This window comes from Vibrio echinoideorum (assembly GCF_024347455.1).
GTDB lineage: Bacteria > Pseudomonadota > Gammaproteobacteria > Enterobacterales > Vibrionaceae > Vibrio > Vibrio echinoideorum.
Genome location: NZ_AP025483.1, coordinates 1363219 through 1381355, shown reverse-complemented (window position 1 = coordinate 1381355; position 18137 = coordinate 1363219). Strand labels below are relative to the sequence as shown.

Sequence of the window (18137 nt, the reverse complement as noted above, 5' to 3'; positions counted from 1 at the left end):
AGGCGGGGTTTTTTATTTGATCAATAGATTTAGCAATCGATTGCTTTTTCTCTGGAAGCAAATAGTAGATTGGGTATAATGCCCGTCTAATCATGTGCACACCGCACTTCTCTGTATGACGTTTGATAAAAGATAGGAATGTCTAAATGAGCCTTGCTGATCAAGTTCTTGCCGTAAATGATGACCTACCAATCCGTACTGACAAACCTGTCCACAGTGGCAAGGTTCGCTCAGTCTACTGGTTAACTGAAGAAGATAGCCAACGACTAATTAAAGAGAAAGGCTACAATGTCGCGCCAGATGCGCCTTTAGCTATCATGGTGATCAGTGACCGTATCTCTGCGTTTGATTGTATCTGGCGTGGTGAAGGTAATCTTAAAGGTGTTCCAGGAAAAGGAGCAGCTTTGAATGCTATCTCTAACCACTGGTTCAAATTGTTTAAAGACAACGGCCTCGCTGACAGTCATATTCTTGATATCCCTCACCCATTCGTATGGATTGTTCAAAAAGCTCGTCCAGTCATGATTGAAGCGATTTGTCGTCAATACATCACAGGTTCAATGTGGCGTGCATACGCGAACGGCGAGCGTGAATTTTGCGGTATCGAGATGCCTGAAGGCCTTGAAAAAGACAAAAAGCTACCTGAGCTTCTGATCACTCCTTCAACAAAAGGGATTTTGAAAGACATCCCTGGCGTACCAGAAGCTGATGATGTAAACATCACACGTAACAATATCGAAGACAACTTTGCAGCGTTTAACTTTACTCAAGCAAGTGACATTGCGCATTACGAAAAACTGCTAAAAGAAGGTTTCAACGTAATTAGCCAAGCACTTGCTAAAGTCGACCAAACCTTTGTTGATACGAAGTTTGAGTTCGGTTACGTCAACGATGCTCAAGGTAAAGAAAAGCTAATCTACATGGATGAAGTTGGCACACCAGACTCATCTCGTATCTGGGATACTCAGGAATACAACAAAGGCAACATCGTCGAGAACTCTAAAGAAGGTTTCCGTCAGTTCTTGCTTAACTACTTCCCTGATGCTGACATTCTATTGAACAAAGAACGTATGCCAGAGCGTGAAGCATTAGCTCGTGACAATGAACTTCCATTGGATGCGTTAATGTCTCTTTCTCGTACTTACCTTGATATCGCGGCAAAAATTACAGGCGGCGAGATTGTATTGAGCGACAATCCTAAGCAAGAGATAGTCGATGTATTGCGTGCCGACTACGGTCTAATCGACTAATACGATTTGGCTTTAGGTTTAGACTTAGACTTAGACTTAGCACTGTTCAACCAATACCTCGTCTTAAAATACGCAAAAGGGCCTCATCATTGAGGCCCTTTTTTATGATATACACTTCACTAAATTCATAGGATTAGCCTTGAATTCAATGAACTAACTTTGAAGTCATAGAACTAAAAACGTTATGATCACAGCTTGATAGTAAACTCTTCACCAGAGTTATCTGCAATCACTAAATGGCTACGTGATTCTATGTAATCAATCTGCTCTTCTTCAAGAGAATACGGCATAACAACTTTGAGCTCATTTATCCCTTCTAGCTTGGCAAGCTTAAGTAAGGTGACAATGTTTGACTCATCACTTTTACGCGTAGACATTGATTTCAAAGCCATCTGCCATAAACGGTCTTCTGGGGTTGCTAGCTCTTTGATGCTATCTCTCCAGACAGTGCTGAATACTGGCGCAATCGTGGTTAGTGCTTCCAGAAAAGTCCATTTTTTACTGCATGAGGCGCCAAGAAAGGTTGTGTAATCGAACTCTACACGCGTCTCTATCTGTTTTTCCATGATGTCCCCCGACACTTTGACAACACAATATACTCAATATCTATCAACTCTTTCTTTATAGCAATAGGATATAGAAGAATAGTCTTTTATGACCTTTTGATTGGTTAAAAAGGCATATAAAAATCAATTTTGTAACAAAATAAGCACTGAATAATCATATATGCACCTATTTGATTAATATTTTAGAGATAAAACTTATCTATCTATTTTATATCAATTATCCGGCTCGCTTTTTTGTATTGAATACGCCAGCCAGACCATGTTGGCAGCTCCCAGCGTTTTGGTGATAACTTTCGGCTACCCGATTGATAGTGAACGTAAATCAGCTTTCGTGCTGGCAAGTATTCTACATCGAGTTGCAAGTCGGCAAGGCTCAGTGCAAACGGATATTTTTCAGAGAACTCTGAATAAAGCCATTCTGGGATACCATCAAATGGAATGTCTGAATGTTCAAACATTTCTAGCTCGCTGACATCGGTAACCCCTAACACCTCAAGCTGTTGTATAAACCATAGTTCAAAGCTAAGTTGCTCGATCTCAGGAGTATATTTTGTTTGTTCATCGAGCCCAAGTTTTACATACAACTGCCAGTGTCTGATTTCTTGAGTACGAACCTTTGCAAAATCGGGCAGTTGCACACCATTCACCACAAGATCGACGATTGGCTTCAATGATAACTGACCTTCAGCGGCGACCAATCTAGTGGCAATCGTTCGACCTGCATACACCAATACCATCTCAGTAAAGACGCCATCATCGTTCACAACCGTTTCACCTTGCTGCCACTCACCTAGCTCTTCTTCAACGACAAGCTCAAGAGAAATAGGCGCGGTAGTTGTGGCCAACGTCAATGTCTGCTTAACGCCTCTTCCCGGCAAACTATGGGTATCAAGCACCAACATCGCTTGTGCATTGTCCGGGAAACGATTCTGACGGCCGAGTACTACCTCTAACACTCCATTGGCAAAAGCTTCTTTCCTCTTCAGTCGGCGCACAAACACCAGCTCAGGATGAAGGTTCACAATAGTCTTAAACAGTTCAATACGTTGGAAACGTGACGCGACTTCTAGCTGAGGAAGTTCAAACACCTCACGCATTTGCTTAGCCAATCCTTGTGCTTCATTCAATGCCTGCTGGTCGATTTCTAAATGCGGATAATCGCGACCACGAACAATCTGAATTAACAGGCTTAGATCACACCCTTCTTTCTCTTGTTGAGCCAGCGCTTCAAGATGTTCTGCATTGTTTGGTAATTGGTACAAGCGAGCAGGAACGGACAGCGCGGCAGTGAGATCGACCATCGCCTCTTTTAATGCTTTGGTTTTGATTCGAGTAACAATATCGGCATACAAAGCGTCAATTGGCAGCGGGTAAAGTTTCTTTCCATGCTCGGTAATTTGATGGTCGGTATTAATCGCCTCCATCGTGAGCAAGGTTTGAGTCGCGCTGTTTAATGACTTCTCAGGAATAGGATCAAGGAAAGGCAAGCTCTCAAGCGGAGCACCACAACATGCCGCGGCCAACATAGGTTCAGTAAGCTCTTCACGCTGCAATTCAGGTGGTGTGACTAACTCTAACGCCGCATGTTCGCCATATAGACGAACACAAATGCCATCCATCACCCTACCCGCGCGGCCAGCTCGTTGTTTGGCACTCGCTCGTGATATGAATTTAAGCATCAGTGTGGTTCTTCCGTTTCGTTGAACGGTGCGTCTTTCTAATCCTGAATCTATCACCACGCCAATATCAGGTATGGTGAGGGAGGTTTCAGCAACGTTGGTCGCAAGTATGACCTTTCTCAGGCCATTACCTTCAGTATTGATATTACGACCCGATAACGCTAAATCTCGTTCTTTTTCACTGACTGACGCATGCAACTTCACCACTTGGATATCTGGATTCTTTGCCAAGGCTTGTTCACATTGCACGATCTCTTTTTTACCCGGCAGGAAAACCAAGATATCGCCATGTGAAGCGATCAGTTGATGATTCACTTCTTCAGCAATGCGTTGCTCTAGATATCGAATATCGGGCAATGCTCTTGATTCATTCGCCCTGTGTTCAATAGCAACTTGATAAGTTCGGCCTTCACAGCTAATTCGATTCGCCCCCAAGTAATGAGCAAGACGCTCCCCTTCAATAGTTGCTGAAGTGATCACCAAGCGATGGCTCTCTTTTTGTTTGAGAATCGCCACCAGCAGATCAATGTCCCAGCGCCTCTCGTGAAACTCATCCACCACGATCACATCGAAACCGGCTAGTCCATCTTCTGACAACCAACGCAACGCAATACCGGGAGTCACAAAAACAATATTGGTTTGCTCGTTGTACTTCGACTCAAGCTTAATCGCATAACCAACCTTACCACCAAGCTTCTCACCCGACTGCTGTGCTAAGTAATTAGCGAGTGACATACACGCGATTCGCCTTGGCTCCACCACGAGCACTCGCCCATGCTGAGAGGCCCAAATAGGTAGGCGTGTTGATTTGCCCGATCCCGTTTCTGCTTCTACTACGAGATGAGAATTTGAGATTTGTTCATGGAATGTATTTTGATAAGCATCGATGGGAAGTTGTGACATAAAAAGGAAGAGTCGCAAAAAAGTGTGAGCGAAGTATAACGAATTATGGCGTTCGAATTCGATAAGTGTGGGACAGAAGTAAGAATATCATTTTGTTTGCAAAGATCGGAGGGAAACTATTTACAATTGAATAACTAAACCGTTATCATTTTTCAGTTACTCTTTCTCCCATATTAGGCATCCAATGAACAACGATAAACGCCCTCTATATATTCCTTATGCAGGCCCTGCTCTACTAAGTACTCCTCTTCTAAACAAAGGCAGCGCATTCTCTGCAGAAGAGCGAAGCTCTTTTAACCTTGAAGGCTTGTTACCGGAAACAACCGAAACAATCCAAGAGCAAGTTGGACGTGCATATAAGCAGTACTGCAACTTCGAAAGCGATATGGATAAACATATCTACCTTCGTAACATCCAAGATACAAATGAAACGCTATTTTATCGTTTAGTTCAAAACCACATCTCTGAAATGATGCCTATCATTTACACGCCAACAGTTGGCGCAGCATGTGAGAACTTCTCAAATATTTACCGTCGTGGCCGTGGTCTATTTATCTCATACCCAAACCGCGATCGTATCGATGACCTACTGAACAATGCGACAAACCACAACGTTAAAGTAATTGTGGTTACGGATGGTGAGCGTATTCTTGGTTTGGGAGACCAAGGTATCGGTGGTATGGGTATTCCAATTGGTAAGCTCGCACTGTACACAGCTTGTGGCGGTATCAGCCCAGCTTACATGCTACCAATCGTACTCGATGTGGGTACTAACAACCCGCAGCGTCTTGCTGACCCAATGTACATGGGCTGGCGTCACCCTCGTATCACAGGTGCTGACTACGATGCATTCGTTGAAGAGTTCATCCAAGCCGTTCAACGCCGTTGGCCTGATGCATTAGTTCAGTTCGAAGATTTCGCGCAAAAGAACGCGATGCCACTGCTTGAGCGCTACAAAAACCGCCTATGTTGTTTCAACGATGACATCCAAGGCACAGCAGCCGTAACGGTTGGTTCTCTACTAGCAGCATGTAAAGCAGCAAACAGCAAACTTTCAGACCAACGCATCACCTTCTTAGGTGCGGGTTCTGCAGGTTGTGGGATTGCTGAAGCTATCATTGCGCAAATGGTGTCTGAAGGTATCAGCGATGCACAAGCACGCTCTCAAGTTTACATGGTTGACCGCTGGGGTCTGCTACAGGAAGGCATGCAAAACCTGCTTGATTTCCAACAGCGCCTAGTACAAACCAACACGAATACTAAAGATTGGGAAAGCGACGGCACTGGTTTCTCTCTACTAGACGTCGTTCGCCACGCAAAACCAACCGTTCTTATTGGTGTATCTGGTGCTCCAGGTCTATTTAGCAAAGAAGTCATCAAAGAGATGAACCTTCACTGTGAACGCCCGATTGTGTTCCCACTGTCTAATCCAACAAGCCGTGTTGAAGCGACACCAAACGACATCATTCGTTGGACTGATGGCCAAGCACTGGTTGCGACAGGTAGCCCATTTGAGCCAGTAACTCATAACGGTACCACTTACCCAATCGCTCAGTGTAACAACAGCTACATCTTCCCAGGCATTGGCCTTGGTGTATTGGCTGTGAATGCTTCACGCATCACTGATGAAATGTTGATGGAATCAAGCCGTGCGCTTGCTACGTGTTCTCCACTTGCTATCAATGGTTCAGGTGCGCTACTTCCACCATTGGAAGAGATTCACACCGTATCTAAGAAGATTGCCCTTGCTGTTGGTAAAAAAGCGATTGAACAAGGCGTTGCTCTAGAGATCACTGAAGAAGCTCTACAACAAGCGATTGATCAGCACTTCTGGCAACCGGTTTACCGTCGCTACAAGCGTACTGCATTCTAATAATGCGTATTATATTCTAATAAAGAGCATAACCTCTCTTAATCTGAGCCTCTGCAATTGCAGGGGCTTTTTTCTTTACACTGACTTGTCTTTTTAACTGATTTTTCTCATTTTTATTTGGTATTATCGAGCACTCAAAAATTATGCTTAGCCAAAGGACCATACCGAGAGTGAAATTCGATTCTCACGTTTATCGTAACTACTTACTAAAAGCTTACAAAAAACTGCAAGGTTTTCTGTTTGGCTCTTTTCTCGTGTTCTTAGTAGGCAGCGCTGCGGTTATTGCGATCGATTATTGGGTTTCATGGCAGGCAGAAGATCGCATCATCTACGATATCGATGAAGTACCTGAGCGCGAAGTTGCTGTTGTCCTTGGCACCAGTAAATATTTGGGTAGAACACTCAACGAATATTATAAGCACCGAATTGACGCTGCTATTGAGTTGTTCGATCGAGAAAAAGTGAATCAATTCTTACTGAGCGGCGACAACGCTCACCGTTCTTACAATGAACCTTGGACGATGAAGCGTGACTTATTGAAAGCCGGTGTACCAGATGAACGAATCAATCTGGATTACGCGGGTTTTCGAACCTTAGACTCAATTGTGCGCGCCAAAAAGATATTCGACACTGACAATTTTCTCATCATCACTCAAAAATTCCATTGTGAAAGAGCTCTACTCATCGCCAGCTCTTACGATATTCATGCCCAGTGTCTGGCGGTTTCAGGACCAACCCACCATTCGGGAACCTCAATACGTTTACGTGAAGTGTTTGCACGCACCAAAGCATTCCTTGATCTGTATATTATGGGTACAACGCCAAAGTTCCTTGGACCTAAAGAGCCGATTCAACCCAGTCCAAAACCGGAATCATTTCCGATTCCAAACCCTATGACTGACCCCACTGTAAACCCTATAGTAGACCCCTCAGCAAGCCCTATTTTAGAACCAGCAGAGACCGATGTGTAGAAAACTACACATTTTAAATTTGTTGCCTCACACTTCCCCACTGTTACACAAAAACACACCAACACTCCTTTATTAACTTAAGTAACATTCCTCCAACAAAGTCTGACCCTACATCAAGTCTATATAGCTCGAAGCTTTTTACTTTGAGAGCGGTATAACTTGAAAACAAGATACCTCGAAAACAATAAGCACCGCTTTTGAAGTTAGTGCACCAATAAAACGAGGATAAACAAAAGGAGCGTCTTATGACGGCACTTGTTACTACACTGAAACATTGGTTGTTTACCCGCAACAGCATGATCTTAATTGGTAATTTCTCGCTCTTTGCACTCTTGCTCAATACTCTCCCTTTCGAAACCCAAGTCAATACGGGCTTAAGCATTCTCGTATTTGTTGCTATTTTATGGTTAACCGAAGCGATCCACGTCAGTATTACGGCTCTGCTCGTTCCACTTTTGGCTGTCTTGTTTGGTGTGTTTAACACGCCCGCTGCGCTGGCTAACTTTTCGAACCCAATTATTTTCCTCTTCATGGGTGGCTTTGCACTGGCAGCCGCACTGAACAAACAAGAACTAGATAAGGCGATTGCTGACAAAGTGCTGCTGATAGCAAAAGGCAGAATGTCAGTGGCCGTGTTCATGTTATTCGGCGTGAGCGCCGGGTTATCGATGTGGATTTCGAACACCGCGACAACAGCAATGATGCTCCCTCTTGTTCTAGGTATCATGAACAAAGTTGACCAAAGTGAAGACCGTAACACCTACGTATTTGTGCTACTTGGCATCGCTTACTGTGCATCGATTGGTGGCATCGCAACCTTGGTTGGTAGCCCTCCAAACGCAATCGCTGCCGCTGAAGTTGGTTTAAGTTTCACAGAATGGATGGCGCTAGGTCTACCTATCTCAATGATCTTATTGCCAATCACGATGATTGTTTTGTACGTGATGACTAAGCCCAAGCTCGACCATAAATTTGAGCTAGACCACGCCCCTGTAGAGTGGACAAACAGCAAAAAAATCACACTGTCTATCTTCCTTTTAACAGTCACGCTTTGGATATTCGGAAAACCAATCAACGCAATGATTGGCGGCTTCTCAAAATTTGATAGCTTGGTGGCGATTGGTGCCATTGTACTGCTTGGCGCTTCAAGAGCGGTTGAATGGAAAGACGTTGAGAAGACAACGGACTGGGGTGTGCTTATCCTGTTCGGTGGCGGTATCTGTTTAAGTAACATTCTTAAAGCAACTGGCACCAGCGTATTTCTAGCACACTCACTAAGCGGCTTTTTAGAAACAGCTGGCGTACTTCTTACGATTCTAGCCGTGGTAGCGTTCGTGGTATTCCTAACGGAGTTTGCGAGTAACACAGCGAGTGCAGCTTTGCTTGTCCCTGTATTTGCAACCATTGCTGAAGCGCTAGGTATGTCGCCAGTTATCTTGTCTGCACTGATTGCGATTGCCGCATCTTGTGCCTTCATGCTACCAGTCGCGACACCACCTAATGCGATTGTATTTGGCTCTGGTCATATCAAACAAAAAGAAATGATGCGAGTTGGTATGGTGTTGAACCTAGTTTGTATCCTAGTGCTAACACTGTTCGCGTGGATCTTCTGGTAAGCACGAACGCCTTATAGGCTGATGTTTATAGACAAGTGCTCATAAGCGAAGGCTTATAGACAGGTATTTATAGGCAGGTGCTTATAGACAAGCGTTACAGATAAGGCTCCAACTAAACTGGCTGCAGTTCCCCCCGGCTCAGCCAGTACAAAAATGCCCGCTCAGCGTGAAGCTATCACTCAGTTTGAAGCTATCACTCAATTTGAAACAATCACTGAGTGGGCATTCAAAAAACAATAAAACACTTTTCCCTTTTGGTGGCCCCGCGCCACCTTTTTTGTTTCGGTCTCTTAGCAGAACAACGCAGCCAACTTAATCTACAAATCCACCAGCTCAACCATGATTAAATCGCACTGGGTACTAAGCGCGTCCAACCTAACAGCAGCATAGAAGCACATATTACCCAAACGACAGTGGCTAAAGAGAGCGTCGATACCAAATTGTAGCGATAACTGAACACATAGACCGCACCAAGATAAGCCGCGTATGGCACAAGCGAGAACAAACCAAAGAGTGCCGTGGTACGTAACTCCACCATGGTTTGTTCCGTGCCAACAATGTAGTGAGCAATCAGAGCAAAGGTTGGAAACAACGGCACTAAACCTGCGATGTAAAAGCTCTTACTTTTCGACAGCAGCGCAATAAACAAAACAGCCGCGGCACCGAGCAAACATTTAAAGAACAGTGAAATCATTTTTATACGTTATCCAAGCAAATCAACAAACGCTCTAGAGGGTAAACTCATATAGCGCCCATAAAAATGCCACACGTCACATATGCACGTGTGGCTTATAAACTAACCAAAACAATTTTTTAGATTAGTGACTCAAGATCACCTGATTTCGCCCTGAATGCTTCGCTTGATACAGAGCTTCATCAGCACGAGCAATGGTCTCTGTCACTCTCTCTTACTTCATCTCGGCAATGCCAATACTACAAGTGAGCGGGTCACCATGAACCCAAAGGTGTTGGCTAACCAAAAGCCTTATTCTCTCTGCTTTTCTTTGCGCTTCGCCAGCATCGGTTTCTGGGCAAAAAACAATAAACTCTTCCCCGCCCCAACGTACCAGTTTGTCAGTCGCACTAATAGAACTGCCAACCACCATGCTGAACTCACGTAAAATATGGTCACCCATTTGGTGTCCGTACTTATCGTTCACGCTCTTGAAGTAGTCAATATCAAGGTACAACATACTCAGCTTCCCGTGCCCTTGCTTAACCTGCTGAGATTGCATTTTCAGCCAATCACGAATCGCATGTCTATTAAGAATTCCTGTCAATTCATCGCGGTGCGCCATTTCAGAGAACTCAAAATTCTGTTCTCTTAGAGCACGATTGACACTCTTTAAGTGATGATGCCTTTTCTCTGCGATCACCATACGCTTACGTGAACGGTGCAACTCTGAAAACAAGAACACGGTGCCCGTACCTACCCAGACAAACAGCAGGATCATAAATAGGCTTTCACCCGTGATATACGTACCTTCAAATTCAATACTACGGATAACAATTCGATGGTGGCCCAGCTTTGCCCCAGAGGCGGTCGCAAATTCAACCATGTTAACGTTCGAATACTCAGGAGCAGAATGTTCTAGCGCGATATCATTATCTGCAAGCCACCAAGTCATCACCTGTAAGTTGGTAATAGGTATCTCAATCACACCGCCATCCACGCCAGGCGCAAACTCCATACCATTGTACTTATGCGTGTACTCGTCATCAGGAACCGAATAAGCAGGATTATAATTACGCAGGTAAGTTCGCAAACGACCGCTAGAATCGGCCTCCGCATGGTAATCAATATTGACTCTAAAGGTGTGGTACTGAGAAAGGTCAAGGCCAGTGGTAATGTCTGGGTTGATACGAATCGACAGGCCGCAATAAGGCCACGGATAGTCGGACTCTTTCAACTCACAATCGAGAATATACTGCCCATTTTTAAAGGATATTTGGGAAGTACTGACTCCTCTATCCACTTGATCGCTGGTCGCGATAAATTCATATTGATCAGGCGTAATTGCCGTTATCACTCGATTTCCGCTCACACGGTAGTACTGCACAATGGCAAGCGTTGCGATAACTAAAAAGATAACAATCTTATGGATCCACTTCACTTCAAAACTTCCAGCTTAAGGTCCCTATAGTTGGGATTTCACGATATAAAATAAGTTAAGGACACCAGTCACTTTTGAACCAACATCTCATTAAAAATCGTTATATCACGCCCGAACGAAATGTCATACTATATTTTCAAGTGCTTATTTAGGGACAATTATTCACGACGAGAATCAAGTAATATTGCGTATAAAATCAGTCTCTATTTGTTATACTCATCGCATAATCATCGTTAACCGTTGCGCCTGCTGACAGAGCGTTAGAGTCGACGAAATAATAATCAAAATATAACGAGTAATGTCATGTCTTTATTAGCAAAAGGAACACTCAAGAAAATGAGTGCTTCCCTTGATGGTGCGGTTACTTACCGTCTACCTGTAGGTGAAGAGTTTGTAGAGCTAAACCCTCTGATTGGTAAAACCATCAACCTCACTCACACCGGCAATATTTTTTGCTGTTCATGTGGAAAGAAAACCAAGAAGAGCTACTCTCAAGGCCACTGCTTTGTGTGCATGAGAAAACTGGCAAGTTGCGATATGTGCATCATGAAACCAGAGACTTGTCACTACGATGAAGGTACGTGTCGTGAGCCTCAATGGGGCGAAGCGAACTGCATGGTTGATCACTTCGTTTACCTGTCGAACACATCAAGCCTAAAAGTGGGTATCACTCGTCATACTCAAATCCCAACGCGCTGGATCGACCAAGGTGCCACTCAAGGCTTGCCTATCTTGAAGGTAAAAACCCGTCAGATTTCTGGCCTGATTGAAGTTGAGTTAGCAAAACACATTGCCGACAAAACCAACTGGCGCACGTTGCTAAAAGGCGACGGTGACGATATGGAGTTGGTAGAAAAAGCCAAAGAACTCTTGCCATTGGTTGAGGATAAAATCCAAGAGATCAGAGCGAAGTTTGGCGACGATGCCATCGAGATTCTTAGTGAGAACATCACTTCACTCAGCTACCCAGTTGAGCAGCACCCAGTGAAGATTGTTTCTCATAACTTTGACAAGAACCCTGAAGTATCTGGCGTGCTGCAAGGCATTAAAGGCCAATACCTTATCTTGGATACTGGTGTGATTAACATCCGTAAATTTGGCTCTTACGAAGTAGAAGTTTCTGCTTAATAAGCCAACGGTTTGATAAGCTCATTGTTTTGATAAGCTGACTGTTTTGATCAACCAAAGCTAAGCGGCTTTAGTCGATAAAAGCTGAACTTCTTTGATCAACGAGAGCTAGACAGCTTTGATAATCAAAAACTAAAATGCCCTCAAGCGATTGCTTGAGGGCATTTTATTACCAATACGATTCTATGTTAGCCGTCTGTGTATGAGTTATGAGTATGCGAGCACACCATGCTTAGAACGCTAAGACGCGCTCACTTCTCCGCATACACAGTTCTTTCCGCTCGCTTTAGCTCTGTATAGCGATTGATCCGTTAAGTTCACAAGTGCATCGATGGAAACTTTGCCTTCGCAAGATCGGCTATCACTTACTCCAATACTAACACTCACATTAAAACGAATCTGTTCACTAACCTTGAACTGGGTTTGATTAAATTGCTGACGAATTTGATCAGAGACGACACGTGAAATTTGAGGAGATGCATTTGGAATAAAAACGATGAACTCTTCGCCGCCCCAACGCCCCGTCACACCACCCGCTAGCTCAACATTACGCTTGGTAATATCAGCCAAAGTACAAATAACGTCATCACCCGTCATATGACCGTATGTATCATTAATCGCCTTAAAATCATCGATATCAAGCAGCATACATACAACATGATTATCTGAAGCAAGAAACGCTTTTAACCAATCGTAAATCGCTCTTCGATTAAGCAAATTCGTCATTTCATCGTAATTGGCTTGATGAACTAACTGATTTTCTAACATAACTTTTTGAGTTACATCTTCAAGCACAACCTGAATGGCAGGCTCACCTTCCCAAGTGATCGCATTATCGTAAATATTAAAGAAACGATGAACGCCGTCAAAACCGATGTTTTCAACGACAGTACTCGTACCGGATAAAGCGCCAGACATGATTGCTTGATAGTGTTTCGAGATACCTGCTGTGTTTTGCTGTGGTACTAAATCGAGAATGGATTCCAACGCGAGGGCTTGCTCAATAGACTCACCACCTTGTAAATCCACCCATGATTGATTAACCATCAAAGGCTTAAAATCTCGGTGAACTAAAATGCCTTGCCCGGATTGCATGATCATATCGTGAAACATCTGATCTTGTTCGCGCACAACATTTTGCAGCTGAATGGCAGGGGAAAGATCGATGACGGTAACTTGCAATGCAGGCCTTCCTTGCCACTCTGTTACATGGTCAATAGAAAACACCGTGAACTCCCGACCATTGCGGTCGACATTGACATAGGTATGTCCTTGAGGGTCTCGTTGGCCACTGACGGTTTCAAGGTAATTTTGGTACGCTAAAACATGAAAACCTTCAGGTATAAGGTCAAGAAAGCTATCGATATTAGACAGCAGTTCTTCGGGTGATTGATATCCATAGATACGAGCATAATTGGCGTCAACGCTAACTACATTCATATCTTGAATAGTTATTACACCGTACGTGGATTCGAAATTTATTGACGACATTGCCAACTCCGCACTAAAGCTATACTTCGTAAATTGGAGTATAACGACACATCCAGCCAGCGCTTCAACACAATCTATCACACGCTAGGGACATCAACATACCATCTAGTATATCGTACTGCAGTAAGCTTCTCTACAATTCAATCGCTAGCACAAGTAATGAAAAGTAGACAAGCATCTCAATCCTATTACTCGCGTCAACAAACAAAAACAAAGATAACGTTTATCAATGTAAACGTTTTCTCAAACTTGGTTTCGTTTAAACGGAAACACGCTAACCGAGAGTGATAACAACGGTTCATAGAGTGCACACCTATCTTTTAGCCGATCTGCAGTGCATACAGACACTACGCGCTTCTTCTTTAAACTCTTGCTCGTTATTCTTTCCAGTCAGAGAAGTAAGAAACGAGAAAGTCGATCGCAAGCCGTGCTCTCTGTGGCAGAAAACGACGGTTTTGATAAACGATCCAACTGCTGGTTCCTGCTCCCCAATACTCTTCTAATACAGGAAGGAGTTTTCCATTAGTTAATCCGCCGTTGAAACTGCTTTTGGGAAGGTAAACAATGCCAAGCCCCTCTTCGCATGCTTTGATTACGGCGCTTGAATTATTGCTTCTCCAGCGCCCATGGACGCGTACCGCACTTAACGGTTCTCCATCTTTCTCAAATAACCATTGGTCACTGTTCGCAATAATACAGCTGTGTAGCTTCAACTGCTCTGGGTGAGTTGGCGTACCAAATTGATCAAGATACGCTTTGTTGGCTGCTGCCGCCATCGGGCGATCAACAAGCTTCCTTGCCACTAATCCTGAATCATCCAGCCGACCATAACGAATAGCGAAATCGATACCATCTTCGATAAAGTTCACCATTTTGGTATTGAAGTTCATTTCTATGGTGAGCTCAGGATGATCCTTGGCAAATTCCATCAGCGCCGCTGCGACATGATTCTCTGCAAACGCCCCTGCGGCACTCACTCGTAATGTGCCACTTAACTGAGTTTGTTGAGAAGTCACTTGCTCATTTGCTTGCTGAAGTCCAATGACCAGATCTTTACACTGCTGATAATAGGTGTGCCCAGACTCAGTCAAACTCACCATACGAGTGGATCGCGCAAGCAAGGCAACACCCACTCTTTCTTCTAACCTTGAAACTTGGCGACTTACATGACTGGTACTGCAACCCAGTTGTTTTGCTGCTGCAGAAAAGCCGTGACACTCGGCTACCGCAACAAACTCATTAATACCTTCAAAGCTATCCATACTTCACCTGTTTACACCTAACTCATTCGCGTCTAACTAGTTTGCGTCCCACAAGTTCGCATCCCACTAGTTCAAACCCGACTCATTCATATCTTCACATTCAACTGTTGCTATATAGCAATAATGTTTTGCTTATTACCTATATTATCACTCATACGATTTGCAATTAATATAACGACATCAGCAATTCAACTATGCTTAGACAAACATCAGCCCTGAAGGAACGAATCATGAAAAAAATACTAATCCCAGTGACTAACCACGCAACACTAGGCGATACAGATCAAGCGAACGGTACTTACGCTCCAGAACTGACTCATGCACTGAAAGAGATCATTGCTGCGGGTTTTGAGTACGACATCGCTTCTATCAAGGGTGGTAAAGGTCCACTGTATGGAACCGATATTGAAAGTGATTCAGTAAACGCCGAGATCTTGGCTGATGACGACTTCCAGAACCGCATCAACAATACGATTCCTGTAAGCCAAATTAACGTAGAAAGCTACGATGCTATCTTCTACCCAGGTGGTTTTGGTTTGCTTTCAGACCTAGCAACCGACGAGCAGTTTGCTGCTATCGCGGCAAAGCACTATGAAGATGGCGGCGTGATTGCATCAGTATGTCACGGCCCAGCAGCACTGCTTCCGATTGTCCTAAGCAATGGCGAGAAGCTACTAAGCTCGAAATCGGTGACTGGCTTTACACGTGAAGAAGAAATCGACTTTGGCACAATCAACGACATTCCATTTCTATTGGAAGAATCTCTTGCTCGTAGTGCAGCGCGTTTCAACAAGGTTCAACCTTGGCATGAACTTGTGATCATTGATGAGCGAGTGATAACAGGTCAGAACCCAACCAGTGCGCACGCAGTAGGTGCAGCTCTCGTTAAGCAATTGTCTTAGTTAAATCAAGGATTTAAGCGATTAGCGATTAGCGATTAGCGATTAGCGATTTTAGTCTAAATAGACTTCGCTAAACAGATTTAAGTTCATGAAACAAAAAGAGCATACTTCCTACTCAATATTATTGAGAGAAGTATGCTCTTTTCTAATTCTGTAGCTATTAAGTGCTAGTGACTTCGCAAGATCCCTTCAAGCACATTGAACAACAAGTCGATCTCTTCAATCGAGTTGTAATGCATACAACCAATACGCACCACGCCCTGCTCTTCTATACCCAACTGCTTCACCAGCCCTAATGCGTAGAAGTGTCCGTTCCACACACAGATATTATGCTCACCCAACTTCTTGGCAATGAACTCTGGAGAGTGATCATCAAAGGTAATCGCAAACGTGGGAGTTCTTAGATTCGAATCAAACTCGGTTTTACCATAAAGTTTTGCACCTTCAAGATCGGTCAAACGTTTAAGAAAGTACTCACTGAGTTGGCTTTCATGCTTATTATAAAGCGCGTAGCTTTGCTCTAAACGAGAACGCAGTGAATCAGCGGGTTTCCCTAACTGCGCCAAGTAATCTACCGCCGCAATCACACCAGCAAGGCCTTCAAAACTTTGTGTGCCTGTCTCAAAACGGCCTGGGCCGATATTGGTTGCAGGTTCAACCTTGTAAGGCTTTAACGTATGTAGCCATTGAGGCGCAACATAAGCGATGCCCACATGCGGGCCGAAAAACTTATAAGCGGAACACGCTAAGAAATCACAATTCAGTTGCTGAACATCAATCAAATGATGCGGTGCGTAATGAACAGCATCGACATAAACCTGAGCACCATGCTGATGGGCAAGCTCGACAACTTTCGCCATATCAACAATCGAGCCTGTCGTGTTCGACGCAAACGTCACCGCGACAAGCTTGGTTTTCTCGTTAAGCAGCGACTCAAAATGCGCCATATCCAAACTGCAATCCGACTCGTCTACGCGAACTTGGCGAACAATCGCGCCTTTGTCGTCTGCCGCTTGCTGCCAGCTCGATACATTTGAGTAATGGTCTAACGCCGTGACGATAACTTCATCGCCCTCTTTCCAATCGCGGCTGATCGCTCGGCTAAGTTGGAAGGTCAACGATGTCATGTTCGCACCAAACACAACGTTGCCAGAAGATTCAGCATTAAGCAGTGCTTGCGCCGCTTCTCTTGCTTGCTGCATTAAGCTCGTGGTCTTTTGGCTAGAAAAATAGTGGCCACCTAGGTTTGAATTGAAATGCCCTAGGTATTCGGTCATTGAAGCTAAAACATTCTCAGGCACCTGAGATCCACCGGGCCCATCAAAAAAGGTCACAGGCTTGCCGTTATGATATTGGCCTAAAGCACTAAATTGTTGGCGTACATCATTAAGAGTGAAGGACATTGCGCGCATCCTTAGCCGTTAGAACAAACACATCCATATAGCCCATCTCATCGTGGTCAATGGTGCGAATCGGTTGTGCATTGTGCCAAAGCTTACTGTCTGCCAGCATCGCAACCTCGCCATCACCTAACACTTTTCTAAAAAATGGCGCTTCATGACTGTCTTGATAAAGCATCACTTCACCACCAACAATGTTGTGGCGAGTAACACCAATAATCGCAATGTGGTCAAAACCGTCTTGATGAACACCTTCTGGTGCTACTTGAGTTTCTTCATAAATAGCAGCGATACGGATTTGATGGATTTCGATTTCTTGCCCGTCTTCAAGCCCGTTGGTTTCAATAAACAGCTCACACATTTCCTGCATGCCTTGACCGTTTAGAATATTTTGTTCAACAGCTTCGAATTGACGAACCACATCACCTTGAAAGTGATTAACATCTTCAGACTGAACAAAGTTATGTTTGTCTTGCTCAACGACTTGTCCATTACTGAATTGAACCACTGAGTACCTTCTCAATCGAAACTGGCCATCCGCATGCTCTGTGCTTGGTAGCTTAGAGAATGATGGTGACAACTCCTTAACTGCGTGGTTACTGAGGTGGGTAATATGTAGGGTATTTTCGTGAGCATGTAACATCATCGACTCCTTAATGATTGTTAATTTACTTTCGATATTTAACGTTTTATTTACATAAAGGATACTTGAAGATCTTGTCAAATCAACATTAAACAATCATTTATCCCGTCAGATTTAATAATTCAGACACTAAATCCAACTTGAAATTCAAAAGCAGTGTATAACACCAGAATAAAAGATGACCAACTCTTAAAACTAGCACACTCCACTAGCTAGTTATAAATCCCTACAAATTAAAATTTAACGATATTATTAACTAGCAAGCTATGTTTCATATTGTGTCAGCCCTTTCACTTCAATACGCCAGCCTCCTTGCATGAGCTCAGGCATCACTCTCGC

13 protein-coding genes and 1 pseudogene are annotated in these 18137 nt (G+C 43.9%); 6 read left to right on the top strand and 8 right to left on the bottom strand.

The features are described from left to right. Window positions 1-146 precede the first annotated feature (146 nt). Window positions 147-1250, top strand: a complete 1104-nt coding sequence (locus tag OCV36_RS06325; RefSeq protein ID WP_017072932.1) for a phosphoribosylaminoimidazolesuccinocarboxamide synthase — start codon at window positions 147-149, stop codon at window positions 1248-1250. 188 nt (window positions 1251-1438) lie between these two features. Here OCV36_RS06325 and OCV36_RS06320 read toward each other — a convergent pair whose 3' ends face one another. Then, window positions 1439-1816, bottom strand: a complete 378-nt coding sequence (locus OCV36_RS06320; protein ID WP_135454737.1) for a transporter — start codon at window positions 1814-1816, stop codon at window positions 1439-1441. A 203-nt stretch (window positions 1817-2019) separates the two neighbouring features. Beyond that, window positions 2020-4398, bottom strand: coding sequence for a helicase-related protein (locus OCV36_RS06315; protein WP_135454736.1), 2379 nt, complete (start codon window positions 4396-4398; stop codon window positions 2020-2022). A gap of 184 nt (window positions 4399-4582) precedes the next feature. On the opposite strand from OCV36_RS06315, the gene OCV36_RS06310 reads away from it, so the two are divergent. From OCV36_RS06310 to OCV36_RS06300, 3 genes are all read left to right on the top strand, one after another. After that, window positions 4583-6271, top strand: coding sequence for an NAD-dependent malic enzyme (locus tag OCV36_RS06310; protein ID WP_017072935.1), 1689 nt, complete (start codon window positions 4583-4585; stop codon window positions 6269-6271). Between the two features lie 170 nt (window positions 6272-6441). Continuing rightward, the gene (locus tag OCV36_RS06305) at window positions 6442-7242 is read left to right on the top strand and encodes a SanA/YdcF family protein (RefSeq protein ID WP_135454733.1); all 801 of its coding nucleotides are present in this window, start codon (window positions 6442-6444) and stop codon (window positions 7240-7242) included. 245 nt (window positions 7243-7487) lie between these two features. Beyond that, on the top strand, window positions 7488-8858 hold the full coding sequence (locus OCV36_RS06300; protein ID WP_017072936.1) for an SLC13 family permease: 1371 nt from the start codon (window positions 7488-7490) through the stop codon (window positions 8856-8858). 343 nt (window positions 8859-9201) lie between these two features. Here OCV36_RS06300 and OCV36_RS06295 read toward each other — a convergent pair whose 3' ends face one another. Next, complete coding sequence (locus tag OCV36_RS06295) at window positions 9202-9552, bottom strand: GlpM family protein (RefSeq protein ID WP_135454731.1); 351 nt, start codon at window positions 9550-9552, stop codon at window positions 9202-9204. Window positions 9553-9676: 124 nt separating this feature from the next. Next, window positions 9677-10972 (bottom strand): annotated as a pseudogene (locus OCV36_RS06290) (GGDEF domain-containing protein). Between the two features lie 303 nt (window positions 10973-11275). Here OCV36_RS06290 and OCV36_RS06285 point away from each other — a divergent pair. After that, window positions 11276-12100 (top strand): DUF2797 domain-containing protein, encoded by an 825-nt coding sequence (locus tag OCV36_RS06285; protein ID WP_102553372.1) that lies wholly within the window; start codon window positions 11276-11278, stop codon window positions 12098-12100. 240 nt (window positions 12101-12340) lie between these two features. Here the strand turns inward: OCV36_RS06285 and OCV36_RS06280 are convergent, their stop codons facing one another. Further along, entirely contained in the window at window positions 12341-13540 is a 1200-nt protein-coding gene (locus OCV36_RS06280) for a sensor domain-containing diguanylate cyclase (protein ID WP_135454778.1), read from the bottom strand. A 428-nt stretch (window positions 13541-13968) separates the two neighbouring features. Next, entirely contained in the window at window positions 13969-14853 is an 885-nt protein-coding gene (locus OCV36_RS06275; protein WP_017072941.1) for a LysR family transcriptional regulator, read from the bottom strand. Between the two features lie 230 nt (window positions 14854-15083). Between OCV36_RS06275 and OCV36_RS06270 the strand changes: the two genes are divergently transcribed. After that, a complete protein-coding gene (locus OCV36_RS06270; protein WP_135454729.1) occupies window positions 15084-15755 on the top strand; it encodes a type 1 glutamine amidotransferase domain-containing protein in 672 nt (223 codons plus the stop codon). A gap of 167 nt (window positions 15756-15922) precedes the next feature. Here OCV36_RS06270 and OCV36_RS06265 read toward each other — a convergent pair whose 3' ends face one another. Further along, window positions 15923-17158, bottom strand: a complete 1236-nt coding sequence (locus OCV36_RS06265) for a cysteine desulfurase-like protein (protein ID WP_135454727.1) — start codon at window positions 17156-17158, stop codon at window positions 15923-15925. Beyond that, a complete protein-coding gene (locus tag OCV36_RS06260; protein ID WP_029224756.1) occupies window positions 17142-17798 on the bottom strand; it encodes a 2OG-Fe dioxygenase family protein in 657 nt (218 codons plus the stop codon). The genes OCV36_RS06265 and OCV36_RS06260 overlap by 17 nt, the downstream gene beginning before the upstream one ends. Between the last annotated feature and the right edge of the window lie 339 nt (window positions 17799-18137).